Source organism: Glycomyces luteolus (genome assembly GCF_027622875.1).
GTDB classification, from domain to species: Bacteria; Actinomycetota; Actinomycetes; order Mycobacteriales; family Micromonosporaceae; genus Glycomyces; species Glycomyces luteolus.
This window is the reverse complement of sequence record NZ_JAPZVP010000030.1, coordinates 1-16,706: the sequence shown is the minus strand read 5'-3', so window position 1 is coordinate 16,706 and position 16,706 is coordinate 1. Positions and strand designations below refer to the sequence as shown.

The following is a 16,706-nucleotide window of genomic DNA, read 5'->3' as shown; positions in this document are numbered from 1 at the left end:
TGCTGCGGGGATCTGCGAACGCAAGAGAGGGCCACGCTATGAGCGCGCAGTTCGACAACACTGCTGGGCCGCTGACCACCGAGTCCGGCGCGCCAGTCTCCAACAACAACCAGAGCGAGGCGGCCGGCGCCGGCGGGCCGCTGCTCATCCAGGACCAGGTGCTGCTCGAGAAGCTCGCGCACTTCAACCGCGAGCGCATCCCCGAGCGCGTCGTCCACGCCCGCGGCTCGGGCGCCTACGGCACCTTCACCGTGACCGCCGACGTCACCAAGTACACGAAGGCCAAGTTCCTCTCCCAGGTGGGCAAGGAGACCGAGACCTTCCTGCGCTTCTCCACCGTCGCCGACTCCCTCGGCGGCGCCGACGCCCGCCGCGACCCGCGCGGCTGGGCCCTGAAGTTCTACACCGAAGAGGGCAACTACGACCTCGTCGGCAACAACACCCCGGTGTTCTTCATCCGCGACGCCATCAAGTTCCCCGACTTCATCCACACCCAGAAGCGCGACCCGTACACCGGTTCGCAGGAGGCCGACAACGTGTGGGACTTCTGGGGCCTCTCCCCCGAGTCCACCCACCAGGTCACCTGGCTCTTCGGCGACCGCGGCATCCCCGCGTCCTACCGCCACATGAACGGCTACGGCTCCCACACCTTCCAGTGGGTCAACGAGGCCGGCGAGCAGTTCTGGGTCAAGTACCACTTCAAGACCGACCAGGGCATCAAGAACCTCACCCAGGACGAGGCCAACAAGCTGGCCGGCGAGGACCCCGACTCGCACCAGCGGGACCTGCGCGAGGCCATCGAGCGCGGCGACTACCCGACCTGGACCGTGCAGGTGCAGATCATGCCCGCCGCCGAGGCCGCGACCTACCGGTTCAACCCGTTCGACCTCACCAAGGTGTGGCCGCACGCGGACTACCCGCCGATCGAGATCGGCAAGCTCGAGCTCAACCGCAACCCGGAGAACATCTTCGCCGAGGTCGAGCAGTCGATCTTCTCCCCCGCGCACTTCGTCCCGGGCATCGGCCCCTCGCCGGACAAGATGCTGCAGGGCCGCCTGTTCGCCTACGGCGACGCGCACCGCTACCGCGTCGGCATCAACGCCGACCACCTGCCGGTGAACCGCCCGCACGCCACCGAGGCGCGCAACGGCAACCGCGACGGCCAGGGCTACGACGGGCGCCACGGCGGCCAGAAGAACTACGAGCCGAACTCCTTCGGCGGCCCGAACGAGACCGGCCAGGCCCTGTGGGCGCCGCTGCAGCTCAACGGCCAGACCGGCGAGTGGGAGACCCCGAAGCACGCGCAGGACGACGACTTCGTGCAGGCCGGCGACCTCTACCGGCTCATGAGCGAGGACGAGCAGAGCCGCCTCATCGCGAACCTGGCCGGCTTCATCGCCAAGGTCAGCCGCGACGACATCGCCGAGCGCGCCATCGCGAACTTCGCGAAGGCCGACGAGCAGTTCGGAAAGCGGCTTGCGACCGCCGTCTCCGAACTGCGTCGGTAAGCCTGCCGCTCTTCCGAACAGACGGCGCAGCGGCTCGTCAGAGCCGCCTCCGCCGCTGCGGCGGAGCTGCGCGAGTAAAGACGCCGAGAGCCGCGGGTGGGGAGTAGCCGCCAGGCCCGCGACTTTTCGACAGCGACCCGGTCCGGTGCACCCGCGAGGGGCACCGGACCGGGTCCGACCGCCCGGTCGGGGCCTTGGGAAGGGCACCCCGGCCGGGCGTTTCGCGTCCAGGCGCCGCGAACACCCCGCCCCTCGACGCGAAGCGGCCCGGCGATAGCACCGCCGGGCCCGTCCGCTTCGCGCACTAACCCTCCAGGACCCGCCCGCACTCGCCGCATTCCGGCGGTTTCTGGCGAGGCACCTCGATGAACTCCTCGGCCACGATCCACAGCTTCCACTGGCCGTCGCGCTCGCGGTTGACGGTGATCGACGTGATGTCGTCCCGGCTCGGCCGCTCCAGGCCCCACATGATGTCCAAGGGCGCCTTGTGCTTCGCGAGCTTCACCTCCCGCCCCTTCAAGTAGTAGCCGGCCCGCGAGTACACCAGTTGCGTCTGCTCGCCGTGCTCCTTCGGCACCGGCTCACGGCTGCGACCGTTGAGGAACGAGTGGTACTCCGTGTGGAGCTGCCGGGCGATCTGCTGCAAGGGCACCGACGAATAGGCCTTCACCCACCGGTTCGCGGGCTGGTTCTTCCATTTCGTGAGACGGGCCGAGATCTCCGCGTACGAGATCTTCTCCCCCTTCGCGCGCCACTCGCGCTGGAACACCGACAGCGACCAGTTGTACACGGCCCGAACCGCTTCCAGCGTCTCCTCGAGGTTCCGACGCTGCTGCTCATCGGGGTCGAACGTATACTCGTACCCGCGTTTCACCAAGTGGGTCATAGGTTTCGTCATGTCCATGACCTGTTGATATCAGACGATTACACACCGACACGTGTTCCTCACCTCATCGGCGTGTCTGCCAGCCGGGCGGCAAGTAACTTGGCGTGGTGCCCTTCGACATCGACCCCGGCCTGTTCGCCCTGCTCATCGCCGCGGCGATCTTCGCCGGATGGGTCGACGCGGTCGTCGGCGGCGGCGGCCTCATCCAACTCCCCGTGCTCTTGGTGGCCTTCCCCACAGCGCCCACCGCGCTCATGCTGGGAACGAACAAGATGGCCTCCGTCTTCGGCACCACCACCTCCGCGATCGCCTACGCCCGCAAGATCAAACTCGAGCACCGGCTGCTGTGGCCCACCGTCGGCCTCGCCCTGCTCGGCTCCGGCGCCGGCGCGCTCGCGGCGCTCTCGGTCTCCTCGGACGCGTTGAAGCCCATCATCATCGCCGTGCTCCTCGCGGTGCTCGTGCTCGTCGTCGCGAAACCGCAGCTGGGCCTCGAGCCGAAACCGGAACTGCACACCCGGCTGCGCGGCGCGGCGGTCATGGTCGTGTGCGGACTCGCGATCGCGTTCTACGACGGCATCATCGGCCCCGGCACCGGGATCTTCCTCGCCGTCGCGTTCACGACGATCCTCGGCATGGACTTCCTCGCCGCCGCCGCCCACACGAAGGTGGTCAACGTGACCACCAACCTCGGCGCGCTCATCGTCTTCGCCGCCCAGGACAACATCTGGTGGCTGCTCGGCGCCGTCATGGGCCTGGGCACCATGCTCGGCGCCTGGTTCGGCGCGCACACCGCGATGTCCAAGGGCAGCAAGTTCGTGCGCATCGTCCTCGTGATCGTCGTCCTCGCGCTCCTCGCCCGCCTGAGCTGGGACGTCTACACCGGTCGCTAAGGGTTGATCGCGAGGAACAGGTAGGCCGCCAGCAGCACCAGGTGCACGCCGCCCTGCAGGCGCGTGGCCCGCCCCGGGACGATCGTCAGGACGCTGACGACGATGGTGAGGCCGAGCAGCACGATCTCGGTCGAGCCCAGACCCAGCAGCAGCGGGCCGTCCATGAAGAACGACGCCACCGCGATCACCGGGATCGTCAGGCCGATCGAGGCCATCGCCGACCCGTAGCCGAGGTTGATACTGGTCTGGATGCGCTCGCGCGACGCCGCGCGGACGGCCGCGATCGACTCCGGCAGCAGCACCAGCAGCGCGATCGCCACACCCACCGACGACGCCGGGAACCCGGCCGCGAGCACCCCCGCCTTGATCGCGGGCGACTCGGCCTTCGCCAGACCCACCACGCCGACGAGCGCCACCAGCAGCATCGCCAGGCTCAGCAGCGCGGTCCTGGTGCTCGGCGGGTCGGCGTGCTCCTCGTCCTCGACCACGCCCTCGGCGGTCACCGGCAGGAAGAAGTCGCGGTGGCGCCCCGTCTGGTTGAACACGAAGAGGCCGTAGAGGACCAGCGCCGCCAGCGCCGCGAACACCAGCTGCGAGGTCGAGTACTCCGGGCCCGACTCGCTGGTCGTGAACGTCGGCAGCACCAGGCCGAGGGTCGCGAGGGTCGCCACGGTGGCGAGGGCCGCGCCCGAGCCCTCCGGGTTGAACAGCGTCATCCCGTACTTGAGGGCGCCCACGAGCAGCGCGATGCCGACGATGCCGTTCGTGGTGATCATGACCGCCGCGAACACGGTGTCGCGCGCGAGCGTCGACGACTCCTCACCGCCGCCCGCCATCACGGTGACGATGAGCGCCACCTCGATCACGGTGACGGCCACCGCGAGCACGAGCGACCCGTACGGTTCGCCGACCCGGTGCGCGACGACCTCGGCGTGGTGCACGGCCGCGAGCACCGTCGCGACGAGCGCGACCGCCGCCACCGTCACCCAGAACGCGCCGAGCTCCCGGCCCCAGACCGCGGCCAGCACCGCCATCCCCAGGATCGGTGCGATGACGGTCCAGGAGAGCAGCGGTTTCCTCTTGACGGCGGCCATGGGCGCATGGTTTCACAAACGGCCTTTGCAGCAGTGCGCCTTCACCGATCGGATGGGACCGCCCACAAACGGTTGATCGTCCCCATTGCTCCTGGCAGCATCGGAGGGTAGCGGGCGCACGCGCGGCCCTCCCGCCCCTGGTCGATTGCCGCTAGGCTCATGGCATGACCGGCAACGACATCCACTCCTCGGTAGCCCGCCTCCGCGCCCACTTCGCGACGGGCCGCACCAAGCCCCTGCCGTGGCGGCTCGAGCAGCTCAAGGGCCTCGACCGGATGGTGCGCGAAGCCGGGGACGAACTCGCCGACGCGCTGCGGGCCGACCTCGGCAAGTCCGCTCCGGAGTCGTTCCTCGCCGAGATCGACTTCGTCGCCGCCGAAGTGCGGGCGCTGCGCAAGCACCTGCGGACCTGGTTCCGCCCCAAGCGGGTCTACACGCCGCCGCACCTCCAGCCCGCGAAGGCGTACGTGCTGCGGGAACCGCTCGGCGTCGTCACCGTCATCGGGCCGTTCAACTATCCGGTGCAGCTCCTCCTCGGACCGCTCGCGGGCGCTCTGGCCTGCGGGAACGCGGTGGTGGTGAAGCCGAGCGAGGCGGCGAACACGACCGCGGCGGTGCTGGAGCGGCTCATCGGGGGGTACCTCGACCCGGATGCGGTGGCGGTGGTCCAGGGCGGGCCGAAGGCGACCGAGCTGCTGCTGGCCGAGCGGGTCGACCACATCTTCTTCACCGGTTCGGCGCGGGTCGGCAAGATCGTGGCGAAGGCCGCCGCCGAGCATCTCACGCCGGTGACGCTTGAGCTGGGCGGGAAGAGCCCGGCGATCGTCGAGCCGGGCGCGGACCTGGCGACGGCCGCGCGGCGGATCGCGTGGGGCAAGTTCATGAACGCCGGGCAGGCCTGCGTCGCCCCCGATTACGTGCTCGCCGTCGACGGCGTCGGCCCTGAGCTGGAGAAGCATCTGGCGGAGGCGGTGCGGGAGATGTACGGGCACGCGCCCGCCGACAGCCCGGACTTCGGGCGGATCATCGACACGGCGTCGTACGACCGGCTCGCGCGGTTCCTCGGTGAGGGCCGGCTGGTGTGCGGCGGCGGGCACAACCGCGACGAGCGGTACATCGCGCCGACGGTCCTCGCCGATGTCACCCGTGAGGACGCGGTGATGGGTGAGGAGGTCTTCGGGCCGATCCTGCCGATCCTCGCGGTGGACACCCTCGACGACGCGATCGCGTTCGTCAACGAGGGGGAGAAGCCGCTCGCCCTGTACGCCTTCACGAACTCGGATCTGACGCGGCGGAAGCTCTTGACGCGCACGGCGTCGGGCGCGGTCGGCTTCAACGTGCCGATGGCGCACATCGACGTCCCGGGGCTGCCGTTCGGCGGGGTCGGGCACTCCGGGATGGGCGCGTACCACGGGAAGGCCTCGATCGAGACGTTCAGCCACGCGAAGTCGGTGCTGGACAAGCCTTTGGCGCCGGACACGATGCGGGTGGTGTACCCGCCGTTCACGGCGATCAAGGAGCAGGTGCTGCGGCGGCTGCGTTAGCCGGTCCGGCCGTTGGCTTCAGTCTCCGGCGAGGTGGGCGTTGACACGGGTGAGCAGGCTGAACAGCTGCTCGCGTTCGTCTTCGCCGAGGGGTGCCATGACGTGCTCGTGGACTTCGGCGAGGATGCCGTCGAGCTCGGTGAAGCGCCGGGTTCCGGCCTCGGTCATGGTGATGACGTTGCGGCGCTTGTCGGCCGGGTCCGGCCCGCGCCGCGCATAGCCGCCTTCCTCCAGGGTGTTGATCACCGCGACCAGGTCTGAGCGGTAGATGCCGGTGCGGTCGGCGATGGCGGCCTGGCTGGAGGGCCCGAACTGGTGGAGCGTCGCGAGCACCACGAAGTGGAACTTGTTGGCGCCGACCGCGTTCAGCGCCTCCTGGGCCACCTTGCTCACCTGTGCGGCGGTCATGCCCATGAGGCGCGAGAACTGGCGTTTGAGCGGCCGCGGCGTCTTGTCTCCGAGGTCGAAGCGCAGTTCAGCGTTGTTCTCCATGGAGCGATCCTACCCTCATTGCGTTAGTGCCACTAACGATGTATATTCGTTAGCAACATAAACGTTAGATTGACTAATTAATCCCGGGAGCCCTTCATGCGCAGCACCGAGACCCTCATCCGCGAACTCGCCGACCGCGCCGAGATCACCGAACTCCTTGCCCGCCAGAGCCTCTGGCTCGACGAGCGCGCGGCGGACCGCACCGCCGAGATCTTCACCGCCGACGCGGTCGCCCGCACCCCGGGCGGCGAGATCCGGGGCGCCGAGGCCGTCGCCGAGCACGCGATCGCCCGCCACATCGAATACGACCGCACGGTCCACGCGATCCACAGCCCGATCATCGGGCTCGACGGCGACGAGGCCGTCGTCGACTGCGGGGTCAAAGCCGTCTTCATCGTCGACGGAGGGAAGGCCGTCCAACTCGTCGAGGCCCGCTACCGCTTCGAGGCCCGCCGCACCGCCGACGGCTGGCGCTTCTCCAGCCTCACCGTCGTCCCGATCAGCCGCACCACCAGCGTCGAGCAGACCCTCTAGCGCCCCTTCGCCTTCCGCGACACGGCCGCACCGCGCCCAAAACCGTTAGTAAACCGAATCATCTCCAGGAGCAGTTCCATGTCCCTCAACAGCAACGACACCGAGACCCTCATCCGCGAACTCGCCGACCGCGCCGCGCTGGAAGACCTCGTCGCCCGCCACACCCTGTGGATCGACGAGGCCCGCTGGGACGAGACCGACCGGATCTTCACCGATGACATCGTCACCTCGTCGCTGCGCGGCGAGGCGCACGGCATCGAAGCACTCATCGCACTCGTGAACAAAGGCCACGACACCATCGCGCGCACCCTGCACAACAAGACCAACATCGTCATCGACCTCGACGGCGACACCGCCGCCGTCCGAGCCCACGACATCGGCGTCTTCATCTACGACGACAAGACCGAGGCGATCGCGGCCGGCATCCACCACTACCGGGCGCGCCGCACCGAGGACGGCTGGCGCTTCGACCGACTCCGGGTCGAGCCCGTCGCGCTGACCACCGCCCTCGACCGGGCCCTCTGACCCCCCGCAAACGAAAGGCACCGAGCCGATGCACACGATCGAAGTCCTCGACTCCCACATGTCCTACGTCGACGAAGGCGCGGGCGACGCCAACGTCGTGCTCCTCCACGGCAATCCCTCCTCCTCCTTCATCTGGCGCAACGTGGTCCCGGGCCTCACCGGCCGGGCCCGCGTGATCGCCCCCGACCTCATCGGCATGGGCGCCTCCGGCAAACCGGACATCGACTACTCCTTCGCCGACCAGGCCACCTACCTGGAGGCGCTCCTCGACGGGCTCGGGATCGCGAAGCCGGTCCTGGTCGGCTACGACTGGGGCGGCTCCCTCGCGATGGACTGGGCCGCAAGGCACCCCGGCCAGACCCGCGGCCTCGTCGTCATGGAGACGTTCCTGCGGAAGATGACCTGGGCCGAGTACCCGGCCGGAGCCGTCGAGTTCTTCCGGACCCTCCGCACCCCGGGCGCGGGCGAGCAGATGGCCCTCGAGGAGAACTGGTTCATCGAGAACGCGGTGCGCGCCACCAACGGCGGCATCTCCGACGAGGACCTGGCCGTCTACCGCAAGCCCTACCCCGACCCCGAGTCGCGGCGACCGCTGCTGGCCTGGCCCAGGCAGATCCCGCTCGCTGAGGAGGGCGGCCCGTTCGAGCCCGCGGCCGTGGCCGAGCGCTTCGACGCCTACGGCACGTGGCTGGCCGCCACCCCGGAAGTCCCGAAACTGCTGCTCACCGCCAGCCCGTACGGTCTCGGCTCACCCGAGATGATCGATTGGGCGAGAGCACATGTCGCGGGCCTGGAGGTCTCGAGCATCGGCGAGGAGGTCGGCCACCACGCGCCGGAGGACGCCCCCGAGGCGATCACCGAGGCGGTACTGGGCCTGCTCGACCGGCTCGCGTGACCCGCGGATCTCCCGGGGGAACGAAAAAGAGCCCTGGCCGACGGTGACGGCGGCCAGGGCTCTACCCCTCGAAGACAAGTCTGGAAAGATCATACCAACTCACTTGCGCGCGCTAGAGCAGGGCCTGTGCGACCGGATCACCCACGCTCCCAAGCGTTTTGTAGGAATCGGCAGGACTGGAGAGTCCATATCGGACTTAGAGGTACCGCCAGCAGACCGTGTACGCGTGCTCCGGGAAGTCCGTGCTCATCCACGTGCTCCAGCCGTCGTCCCCGCACCAGTCCAAGTTCTCGTACTCGTCGACGCGGCCCGTGACATACGTGTTCGCGCTGTCGCAGTCCGCGAACGTGAACAGCGCCGTCCCCGCATCCGGATCACCGCTCATCGACATGCAGTCGTCCTGCGTCGCATACCCCATGTCGTCCGGATAGATCATGCTCAAGCACAGCACTACATCCAGATAGGACTGCGAAGTGGTGAACGTGTAGTTCTGGTTGTAGTACACCGACCCAGCGCAGGACGCCGGATCGCTCACGCCCTCAAGGCGCTCCAGCACCTCGAACGCGCCCTCCTGGCAGTCGATCGGATACCACTGCGAGACGCTGTCGTTCGGACCGAACACGCACTCGCCGACCTCCGCGTGATACGCCTCCCCGTTGGGGTGCAGGTAACTCAGGCACAGCACCAGGTCCCCCGCCGACGACGAGACACTCGTCGTCACGTCATCGACCGCATCGCACGAGGACAGGTCCGTCGTGCCTTCGAAGACCTCCACCACCTCGAAACTCCCGTCCTCGCAATACGAGGGCTCGAGATCCGCCGTGGTCTCATCGCCGTAATCCCAGAAGCAGTCCCCCACCACCGCGGCGGCGACCGGGTCCGTCTCGGTCTCGACCGGATCGGTCTCCTCACCGCCCAGACCCGCATCATCAGCGGCCCCGTCCGACGACGCCCCGTCACTCAGCGTCAGCTCCGGGTCCTCGCCGCCGTCCCCGCCCAGATTCGGGAGCACCACGATCAACGCGATGACCACCACGGCCAGCACCGCGAGCACCGCGTACAAGACCGTCCGGTCCTGCTTCGGACCCTGCTGCGGCAGATACGGACCACCCGGAGGCAGCACCGGCCCGCCCGGCGGCGCAGGCGCATAGCCCGGATTCACCGGCGCGTACCCCGGGCTCACGGTCGGCACGGGCGAATACCCCTGCGGCGCCGACATATACGGCGGCTCAGGCGAATAGCTGATCGTCGTCTCGGGCGGCCCCGACTGCACCTGCGCGGGAACCACGCCCGGACCGAACATCACCACCGTCCGGTCAGGGCGCACCAGCGTGTCCCAGCCGTGACGCCGCGCCAGATCGGCGACCTCGGCGCGCTGGCGCTGCTCGAGCGCCGCGACGGCGGGCGGCCACGGCGCGGCGAGCGGCTCGCCGATGCGCAGCACCAGTTCAGCGGCGCTGACCCGCTGTTCGGGCTGCTTCCGCATACAGGGCTCGACCAGGTACCGCAGCGCCTCGGGCAGGCGTTCCAGGCCGGGGTCGCCGTTGACGACCCGGTTCATGATCTCGTACAGCGCTTCGGCATCGAACGGATTCGCGCCCGTGCCCGCGGTGATCACAGTGGTGCCCAAGGAGAACAGGTCCGAGGCGGGGCCGATGGCCTGCCGCGCGACCTGCTCGGGCGACATGTACGCAGGCGCGCCGATGAGCGCACCCGTCTGCGTGATCGAAGCCTCGCCCCCGGCCTCCTCGGTGACGCGCGCGATGCCGAAATCGATGAGGCGCACACCGTCATCCGTGAGGATCACATTGGAGGGCTTCAGGTCCCGGTGGACCACCCCGTAGGAGTGGATCTCGGCCAGCGCGGCGGCGAGCCCGTGCATGAGGCGCCTCGTGGAGGCTTCGCCCAAGGGCCCGTTGGCGATCAGGGCTTCGGCGAGGGTGGGGCCGTGGAAGAACTCGGAGGCGAGCCAGGGCTCGGGGGCGTGCTCGTCCGAGCCGAGGACGGCGGCGGTCCAGCGGCTGGCGGCGACTTCGCGGGAGGTGATGACCTCGCGGCGGAAGCGGTAGCGGAACTGGGCGTCGTGGAGGAGGTGGGGGCGCATGACCTTGAGCGCCACCAGTTGTCCGTCGCCTGCGGCGGCGAGGAGGACGCGGCCCATGCCTCCCTCGCCGAGTTCGGCGAGGACCCGGTAGGGCCCGATCTCCCGCGGTTCGTCATCGCGGAGTGGCTTCATGCGACGGCTCCTGAGTTCGGCGATAGGATTCGCAACGCTAGAACCCCCCGTCACGACTCTGTCATGACGGGCCGCCGCCTAAATCCCCAATTCGAGCCAGGCTCCGCAGTCGGTGTTCGGGGTCAGTCGAAGCGGCGGAGTACCACCGTGAGTTCGTTGCGGTTGTGCCGGAGCTGCCTTGCGAACTCGATGTCGTATGCGGCGCCGAGGATCGCGAAGGACTCGTCGATCTGCTCGAGCACATGGTGGGCGCCGGTCTTGAGCGTCGTGACGGCGACGCCGAAGGGCTTGAGGAGCCGGGCGGAGTCGACCATGAGTCGGCTGGAGCGGTCGGGGCTCATCTTCATGTCGTTGACGAGGAGGTCGAACCGGTCCCGGGTCTCGCGGAGGAAGTTGCCGGCGGTGGTGCGCTCGTGGACGACGCCGGGGAGTTGCAGGACGCGCGGGTCGAGGTCGCCGGGGTCGACCGCGGTGGTGCGGTAGCCGCGTTGGGCGAGGATGCGGGTCCAGCCGCCGGGCGCGGCGCCGTAGTCGAGGGCGGTGCCCTTGGGTTCGATCCCGTCGTCGATCGGGTGGGCTTTGAAGAGCTCTTCGAGTTTGAATTCGGCGCGGGAGACCTGGTCGGGGGTTTTGGAGAGGCGCACCTCGCCGCCGGGCCAGGAGGAGAGGCTGTCGGCGACGCGGTTGACGCCGACGATCGCGGTCTTGGGGGTGAAGCAGATGGAGACGGCGACGGGGCTGCCGGTGCGGGTGACCTGGTAGCCGCGGTCGGTGAGGACCTGGGCGGCCCGTTCCCAGGCGTCGTGTCGGCTGAACTTGTAGGTGGTCTTGCCGCTCTGCCAGATCTGCAGGGAGACTTCGGCGGTGCCGTACTCCCGGATCGCGGTGTCGAGGAAGTCGATGACCGTGTCGAGTCCGGTGGTGGCGTGGTCGTATTCGGCGACGACGTTGGTGAGGTGCCTGGGGAAGACGAGCGGGGCCTGCCGTGCGAGGAGGGCGAGGTCCTTGGCGGTCGAGTGCGCGGTCTCGATGACGGCGGACTCCTCGCCGACCCGCCGGACCTCGACGGCGTCCTCGACGTGGCGGAGGAGCTCCTCCTTGGCGACGGGCCAGGAGTCGGCCGCCATGGAGAGCAGGGTCTTGCGTGTTGCCATGCCGTGGATCCCTCTGCGTGCTGCGGACGCCCGCCGCGTCTCGGGGGACATTCGCGACCAGTGTATTCATCGCGGACGTTCGCCTCACGCGATGCCCGCATGTCGGCAGTCACAGGCCGTCCGGCGGCCTCGTGGCGACAAGAAATCCCGCTGCCGGCGCGTAGGTCTCGGATGCGGGTGGACTTCAGGCAGTAGGTCGACCGTCTCAGCAGTCGTCATCCGGCCCAGACGAACCGCGGCGAATGGCTTCCACGGCAGGTTCGGGACCGCCATGTGAGCAGGGCAGCCCCACCGGAAGCTGCCCTTCAGCGTCAATTGTGAACCTTGGCGAGTCGCCCGTAGATCCGCAACATGTCGGTGCGGCGCCGCGCCGACGAACCCCCGGCCCTGTTTGAGAATTGAGGAAGCCTCCGACTGAATCTGCTGCGCTGCAACAGGATCTGGCCGGAGGCTTACCGGGCCAGTCGGCTTCGCGTTCGACGCCGACGCAGCCTCGATCGTCAGTCGCGGCCTTCGATGATGCGGAAGTCGCGCTCGAAGCCGTCAGGCAGTTCGGCCAGCGCCTTCCGGTAGACCGCGCTCTCGTATGCGGCGGCCGCCTGCTCGAAGCTGTCGAACTCGATCAGGACGACGCGCTCGGCGATGCCGGCTTCGTGTGCGACGACCCGGCCGCCGATGCCGGCGAGCACCCGCCCGCCTGCGGCCTTGACGGCCATACCGGCCAGTTCGTTGTAGACATCAAGCCTCTCGGGGTCATCGATGACGGGGTAGACGCTGACCCAGTAGCCCTTGGGCATGGAACCTCCAGTGTCGTGATGAGTGCTTCGAATTCCGAAGCACTGTGCGATGTGAGAGACTACCGTTTCGGAATCCGAAGCACAAGAGTCGACGGAGAGTCATGAACGCGTCGCCCACGCCCATGCCGGGCCGGCCGGTCCGCGGTTCCACCACGGGACGATCGTTGATGGCGGCACTGGACCTGTTCGGGCGCCGCTGGACGCTGCGCATCATCTGGGAGCTGGGGAACGAGCCGCTCGGCTTCCGGCTCCTGCAGCGGCGCTGCGACGGCATGTCCTCAAGCGTCCTGCAGCAACGGCTCACGGAGCTCCAAGAGGCTCGGCTCGCCGAGGTGCTGCACGACGGCAGCTACACCCTCACCCCGCTCGGCCACGACGCCCGCGAGTCCCTCGGTCCGGTCATCGAGTGGTCGCGGCGGTGGGCCGCCGAACTTGCCGACGCCCCGCCCACTGCCGCCGAGGACGCCGGCGACGGCCAGCGCAACCGGTTATGACAGCGGTCCGCGCGGGGCACCGCGGATCTTCGGCTCGTATCCACGGGACTGGAGACCACGGACCAGCGGTGCGGTGAGCAGCCGGGTCCCGGCCGGGTCGTGCTCGTCATCAGACGCCTTCCGGTTCCGGCTGGCGCGCATCTGTTCGCCGCGGGCCCCGCAGGATGACGTAGGCCAGCAGCAGCGCCATCACGACGACTCCGGTCCACATCGCTTGGCGCCAGCCGTGGACGAAGGACTCCTGGGCGGATCGGATCAGCGCCGCCGCATCCGACGTGCCGTCAGCGTTCGCGAGCGCGCCGGCGATGCCGCTGCGCGCGTCGGCCGCGGCTGCGGCCGGAACGCCGTCGAGGCGCGATTCGATCGCCCGGCCGTACCCGGCGGTGAGGACCGCTCCGAGCAGGGCGACGCCGAAAGCCGTGCCGAGCTCCCTGGCGACGTCGTTGAGCGCGGAGGCGACGCCCTGCCGCTCGCGAGGGAGCGACGAGGTGATGGCCTCGGTGGACGGGGTCATCGACAGGCCCATGCCGAGCCCCATGGCCGCCATTCCCGGCAGGACCGAGAGGTAGCCGCCTTCGACTGAGACGAGGACCGCCATGAGTGCGAGCCCCAACCCGCCCAGGGCGATCCCGGCGGCCATGGTCGACCGGGCACCGATGCGCGCGGCAAGTCGCGGAGCGAGTCCCGAGGCGGCCATCATCAGGACCGCCATGGGCATGAGCGCGAGTGTGGCGACCAGGCCGGACCAGCCGAGAACGGTCTGGAAGTACGGGAAGAGGACGACGAAGATCCCGGCCTGCACGCCGAACACGGCGAGGAGCACCACCGAGCCGCTGGCGAGGCCCCGTTCCCCGAACAGCCGGACGTCGAGCAGCGGAGCCGGGTGACGCAGTTCCCATGCCGCGAACCCGATCGTGCCGAGGGCGCCCACCAGGAGGCTCACCAGCGTCACGGAGGCGGTCCAACCCTGCTCGGGCCCTTCATGGAGGGCGAGGATGAAGGCGACGACGGCGACCACGGACGCCAGCGAGCCGATCAGGTCGAAGCGGTGGGTCGCCGTCTCCCGCGAGTTCGGGACGGCCTGGAGCGCGACCGCGGCGGCGGCGATGACGAGGCCGACCGGCAGCACGAAGAGCCAACGCCAGCTCGCGACGTCGACAAGGAGGGCCGAGAGGTACATCCCGAGGATCCCCCCGCCGCCTGCGACGGCGGTCCACACTCCGATCGCCTTGGCGCGCTCCGTATCGGGGAAGGTCGCGGTGATGACGGAGAGCGTGACCGGCATGATCATCGCCGCGCCGACGCCTGAGAGGAACCGCGCGGCGATCATGACCTCGGTGGTGGGGGCCAGACCCGCTGCGGCGCTCGCGACGCCGAAGACGGCCAGGCCCGCGAGTAGGACCGGTCTGCGGCCCCAGCGGTCGCCGACCGCGCCGAGCGGGAGCAGGAGCGCGGCCAGGGTGACGGTGTAGAGGTTGATCATCCACAGGACGTCGCCCTGTGAGGCGTCGAAGGCGACGGCGATCTGCGGCTGGGCGACGTTCAGGCCGGACACCGAGGCGATGACCGCCATGAGCGCTATGCAGACTCCGATGAGGACACTGCGGCGGCGGCGCGGGTCGTGGATGACCGGGTCGGCGGTCGCGGTCGGCATCGAGTTCATGGTTTCCTTTCGGGGCGTGTACGTTCGGCGATCTCGCGTGCGGCAATCGCCGTGTATGGGCGACGTGTCAGAGCGGCCGGGTGGCGCGGACGACGGCGTCGCGCAGGACATGGCCGTGGCCGCCGGGGCCGTTGATCGTGCGCGTGTGCTCCTCGGCGGTCTCGATGCGCAAGGGCGCGACGCTCGCGGTGATGTCCGCGAGGGTGGCGGCGGCTTCCGCCGGAGGATGATCGCCGCAGGCCGTAGCGGTGTGGAGGTGGCCGACGATGAGCAGCGTGCCGCCGGGGGCGATCCAGGTCGCGAGGCGTCGGTAGAAGTCGAGTTGCGCCATCGCGGGGTGCGCGTAGGCGGTGGTGACGAGGTCGAACCGGCGTCCCGGTTCCCATGTCGTCAGGTCCGCCTCGATCCATTGCGCGCTAATGGACTTCGGCAGGTTCGCCGCGTGTTCGGCGGCGCGGTCGAGCGCGTGGGCGGCGATGTCGGCGCCGGTCACCTGCCAGCCGCGCGCGGCCAGCCAGAGGGCCTCGGTTCCCGTCCCGCAACCGGCGTCGAGTGCCGTGCCCGGCTCGAGGCCGGCCGTCTCGCGGGCGAGGTAGGGATGCGGCGCGCGATTCTCCGCACCGTGGCGCTGCTCCCAGTGCCGTTCCCAGTAGTCCTTGTCGAACTCGTGCGTCGGCGCATCGGCCATGTCGGTCCCTTCACTCGCTTGTGCCGGTCGATCCTGACGGGTCGGCGATCAGATGTGCAAACGATGTTGCCGAATGGCAAAATGAAGGGATGGAAGCAGATCTCGACCAGACCCTCGACGCCGTCGGACCACGCCTCAAGCGCCTGCGACTGCGCAGGGAGGTCACGCTGGCCGACCTCGCCGCACTGACGGGGATCTCCGCCAGCACGCTCTCCAGACTCGAATCGGGGCTGCGCAGACCGACCCTGGAGCAGCTGCTGCCGCTCGCGCGGGTCCACGGGGTGACGATCGACGAGCTCGTGGACGCCCCGCCCACAGGCGACCCGCGCGTGAATCTGCGGCCCGTCGCGGGCGCGGACGGCGCGGTGATCCTGCCCCTCACCCGCAGGCCCGGCGGCATCCAGGCGTACAAGTTCATCCTGCCGACCGGGGACGATGCGGCAGTGCCGCAGCTGCGGACCCACGAGGGCTTCGACTGGGCCTACGTCCTCAACGGCACGCTGCGCCTCGTGCTCGGCGAGCACGACCTCAGGCTCAAACCCGGCGAGGCCGCGGAATTCGACACCCGCACTCCGCACTGGTTCGGCGCGACCAGCGCCGGACCGGTCGAATTCCTCAGCCTCATAGGCAGGCAGGGCGAACGCGCCCACATCCGCGCCAAGCCCAAACTGGGCGATCGAGCCGAATCGCCCGCGGCCAGGTAAGCGCCTCTCGGAGATCGTCACCCGGACCATGTTGGCGCGGGCCCGTCCTCGACGGTGGATTCGTCATGCTCACCGACGACGGCCACATCGATTTCACGCGGCTGTCACCCGCCGGTCGATCGCGGCACGCGTCGACCCTTCGGTGGCCACCTCGGTGTGCTCTGGCCGCCGTCGTTGCTCTGTATCGGAGAGATGCTTGACTCGAGCTGATTTCGATGCCAGGTCGGGAATCTGACACTCGAGCATATCGCCGTACGGGTATCGCTTGCCGTCTACCGTGGAGCTACCCGGGTAAAAACCGGGAAACGAATCGTGGAAGGGCCTGCTCACAGGAGCCTTGAGGCCTGGGCTCCAGTTCCGAAGCAGATACTAGCGACCACACTGATCTTGTGGCATCGCAGGTTTTCCACCTTCCCTTACCAGGAAAGAGAGCAGAACCGATGTCAATGGGCTACACGCTCACCGTGAACACACTGAGGTGTTCTCATCCTGATTGGCGCTCTTGGTAGTTGAGAGTGGCGATGGCGCGGGCGATTTGGGTGGCCCGGTGTGGGTCGCAGCGGAGTTTCCGCAGGATGCGCCACTTCTTGAGTTCCGCG

The 16,706-nt window shown here is 68.9% G+C and carries 16 protein-coding genes; 8 read left to right on the top strand and 8 right to left on the bottom strand.

What is annotated here, in order from left to right; all coding sequences use genetic code 11:
• Window positions 1–38 precede the first annotated feature (38 nt).
• Window positions 39–1,508 carry a catalase gene (locus O1R50_RS24880; RefSeq protein WP_270112959.1) on the top strand — a complete coding sequence of 490 codons (1,470 nt, stop codon included), beginning with the start codon at window positions 39–41 and terminating at the stop codon, window positions 1,506–1,508.
• A gap of 304 nt (window positions 1,509–1,812) precedes the next feature.
• On the opposite strand, the gene O1R50_RS24875 is transcribed toward O1R50_RS24880, so the two are convergent.
• A complete protein-coding gene (locus O1R50_RS24875; protein WP_270112958.1) occupies window positions 1,813–2,412 on the bottom strand; it encodes a transposase in 600 nt (199 codons plus the stop codon).
• Window positions 2,413–2,513: 101 nt separating this feature from the next.
• Between O1R50_RS24875 and O1R50_RS24870 the strand changes: the two genes are divergently transcribed.
• Window positions 2,514–3,287 carry a TSUP family transporter gene (locus O1R50_RS24870; protein WP_408612811.1) on the top strand — a complete coding sequence of 258 codons (774 nt, stop codon included), beginning with the start codon at window positions 2,514–2,516 and terminating at the stop codon, window positions 3,285–3,287.
• On the opposite strand, the gene O1R50_RS24865 is transcribed toward O1R50_RS24870, so the two are convergent.
• Window positions 3,284–4,381: a calcium:proton antiporter gene (locus tag O1R50_RS24865; protein ID WP_270112956.1), complete on the bottom strand. Its 1,098-nt coding sequence runs from the start codon at window positions 4,379–4,381 to the stop codon at window positions 3,284–3,286. The genes O1R50_RS24870 and O1R50_RS24865 overlap by 4 nt on opposite strands.
• Window positions 4,382–4,545: 164 nt before the next feature.
• On the opposite strand from O1R50_RS24865, the gene O1R50_RS24860 reads away from it, so the two are divergent.
• A complete protein-coding gene (locus tag O1R50_RS24860) occupies window positions 4,546–5,925 on the top strand; it encodes an aldehyde dehydrogenase family protein (RefSeq protein ID WP_270112955.1) in 1,380 nt (459 codons plus the stop codon).
• Between the two features lie 18 nt (window positions 5,926–5,943).
• Here O1R50_RS24860 and O1R50_RS24855 read toward each other — a convergent pair whose 3' ends face one another.
• A complete protein-coding gene (locus O1R50_RS24855; protein WP_270112954.1) occupies window positions 5,944–6,417 on the bottom strand; it encodes a MarR family winged helix-turn-helix transcriptional regulator in 474 nt (157 codons plus the stop codon).
• Between the two features lie 96 nt (window positions 6,418–6,513).
• Between O1R50_RS24855 and O1R50_RS24850 the strand changes: the two genes are divergently transcribed.
• The 3 genes from O1R50_RS24850 to O1R50_RS24840 all read left to right on the top strand — a co-directional run bounded on the left by O1R50_RS24850 (window position 6,514) and on the right by O1R50_RS24840 (window position 8,371).
• Window positions 6,514–6,951 (top strand): nuclear transport factor 2 family protein, encoded by a 438-nt coding sequence (locus tag O1R50_RS24850; protein WP_270112953.1) that lies wholly within the window; start codon window positions 6,514–6,516, stop codon window positions 6,949–6,951.
• 78 nt (window positions 6,952–7,029) lie between these two features.
• Entirely contained in the window at window positions 7,030–7,476 is a 447-nt protein-coding gene (locus O1R50_RS24845) for a nuclear transport factor 2 family protein (RefSeq protein ID WP_270112952.1), read from the top strand.
• Between the two features lie 28 nt (window positions 7,477–7,504).
• Window positions 7,505–8,371 (top strand): haloalkane dehalogenase, encoded by an 867-nt coding sequence (locus O1R50_RS24840; protein WP_270112951.1) that lies wholly within the window; start codon window positions 7,505–7,507, stop codon window positions 8,369–8,371.
• A 196-nt stretch (window positions 8,372–8,567) separates the two neighbouring features.
• Here O1R50_RS24840 and O1R50_RS24835 read toward each other — a convergent pair whose 3' ends face one another.
• From O1R50_RS24835 to O1R50_RS24825, 3 genes are all read right to left on the bottom strand, one after another.
• A complete protein-coding gene (locus tag O1R50_RS24835; RefSeq protein ID WP_270112950.1) occupies window positions 8,568–10,607 on the bottom strand; it encodes a serine/threonine protein kinase in 2,040 nt (679 codons plus the stop codon).
• A gap of 122 nt (window positions 10,608–10,729) precedes the next feature.
• Window positions 10,730–11,761, bottom strand: coding sequence for an SAM-dependent methyltransferase (locus O1R50_RS24830; protein WP_270112948.1), 1,032 nt, complete (start codon window positions 11,759–11,761; stop codon window positions 10,730–10,732).
• Window positions 11,762–12,261: 500 nt separating this feature from the next.
• Window positions 12,262–12,558 carry a DUF1330 domain-containing protein gene (locus O1R50_RS24825; protein WP_270112947.1) on the bottom strand — a complete coding sequence of 99 codons (297 nt, stop codon included), beginning with the start codon at window positions 12,556–12,558 and terminating at the stop codon, window positions 12,262–12,264.
• A 167-nt stretch (window positions 12,559–12,725) separates the two neighbouring features.
• Here O1R50_RS24825 and O1R50_RS24820 point away from each other — a divergent pair, with 167 nt between their 5' ends.
• A complete protein-coding gene (locus O1R50_RS24820) occupies window positions 12,726–13,052 on the top strand; it encodes a winged helix-turn-helix transcriptional regulator (RefSeq protein WP_270112946.1) in 327 nt (108 codons plus the stop codon).
• Window positions 13,053–13,161: 109 nt separating this feature from the next.
• On the opposite strand, the gene O1R50_RS24815 is transcribed toward O1R50_RS24820, so the two are convergent.
• Window positions 13,162–14,706, bottom strand: a complete 1,545-nt coding sequence (locus O1R50_RS24815) for an MFS transporter (RefSeq protein ID WP_408612810.1) — start codon at window positions 14,704–14,706, stop codon at window positions 13,162–13,164.
• A 76-nt stretch (window positions 14,707–14,782) separates the two neighbouring features.
• A complete protein-coding gene (locus O1R50_RS24810) occupies window positions 14,783–15,403 on the bottom strand; it encodes a class I SAM-dependent methyltransferase (RefSeq protein WP_270112944.1) in 621 nt (206 codons plus the stop codon).
• Between the two features lie 89 nt (window positions 15,404–15,492).
• On the opposite strand from O1R50_RS24810, the gene O1R50_RS24805 reads away from it, so the two are divergent.
• Complete coding sequence (locus O1R50_RS24805; protein ID WP_270112943.1) at window positions 15,493–16,107, top strand: helix-turn-helix domain-containing protein; 615 nt, start codon at window positions 15,493–15,495, stop codon at window positions 16,105–16,107.
• The last annotated feature ends 599 nt before the right edge of the window (window positions 16,108–16,706 follow it).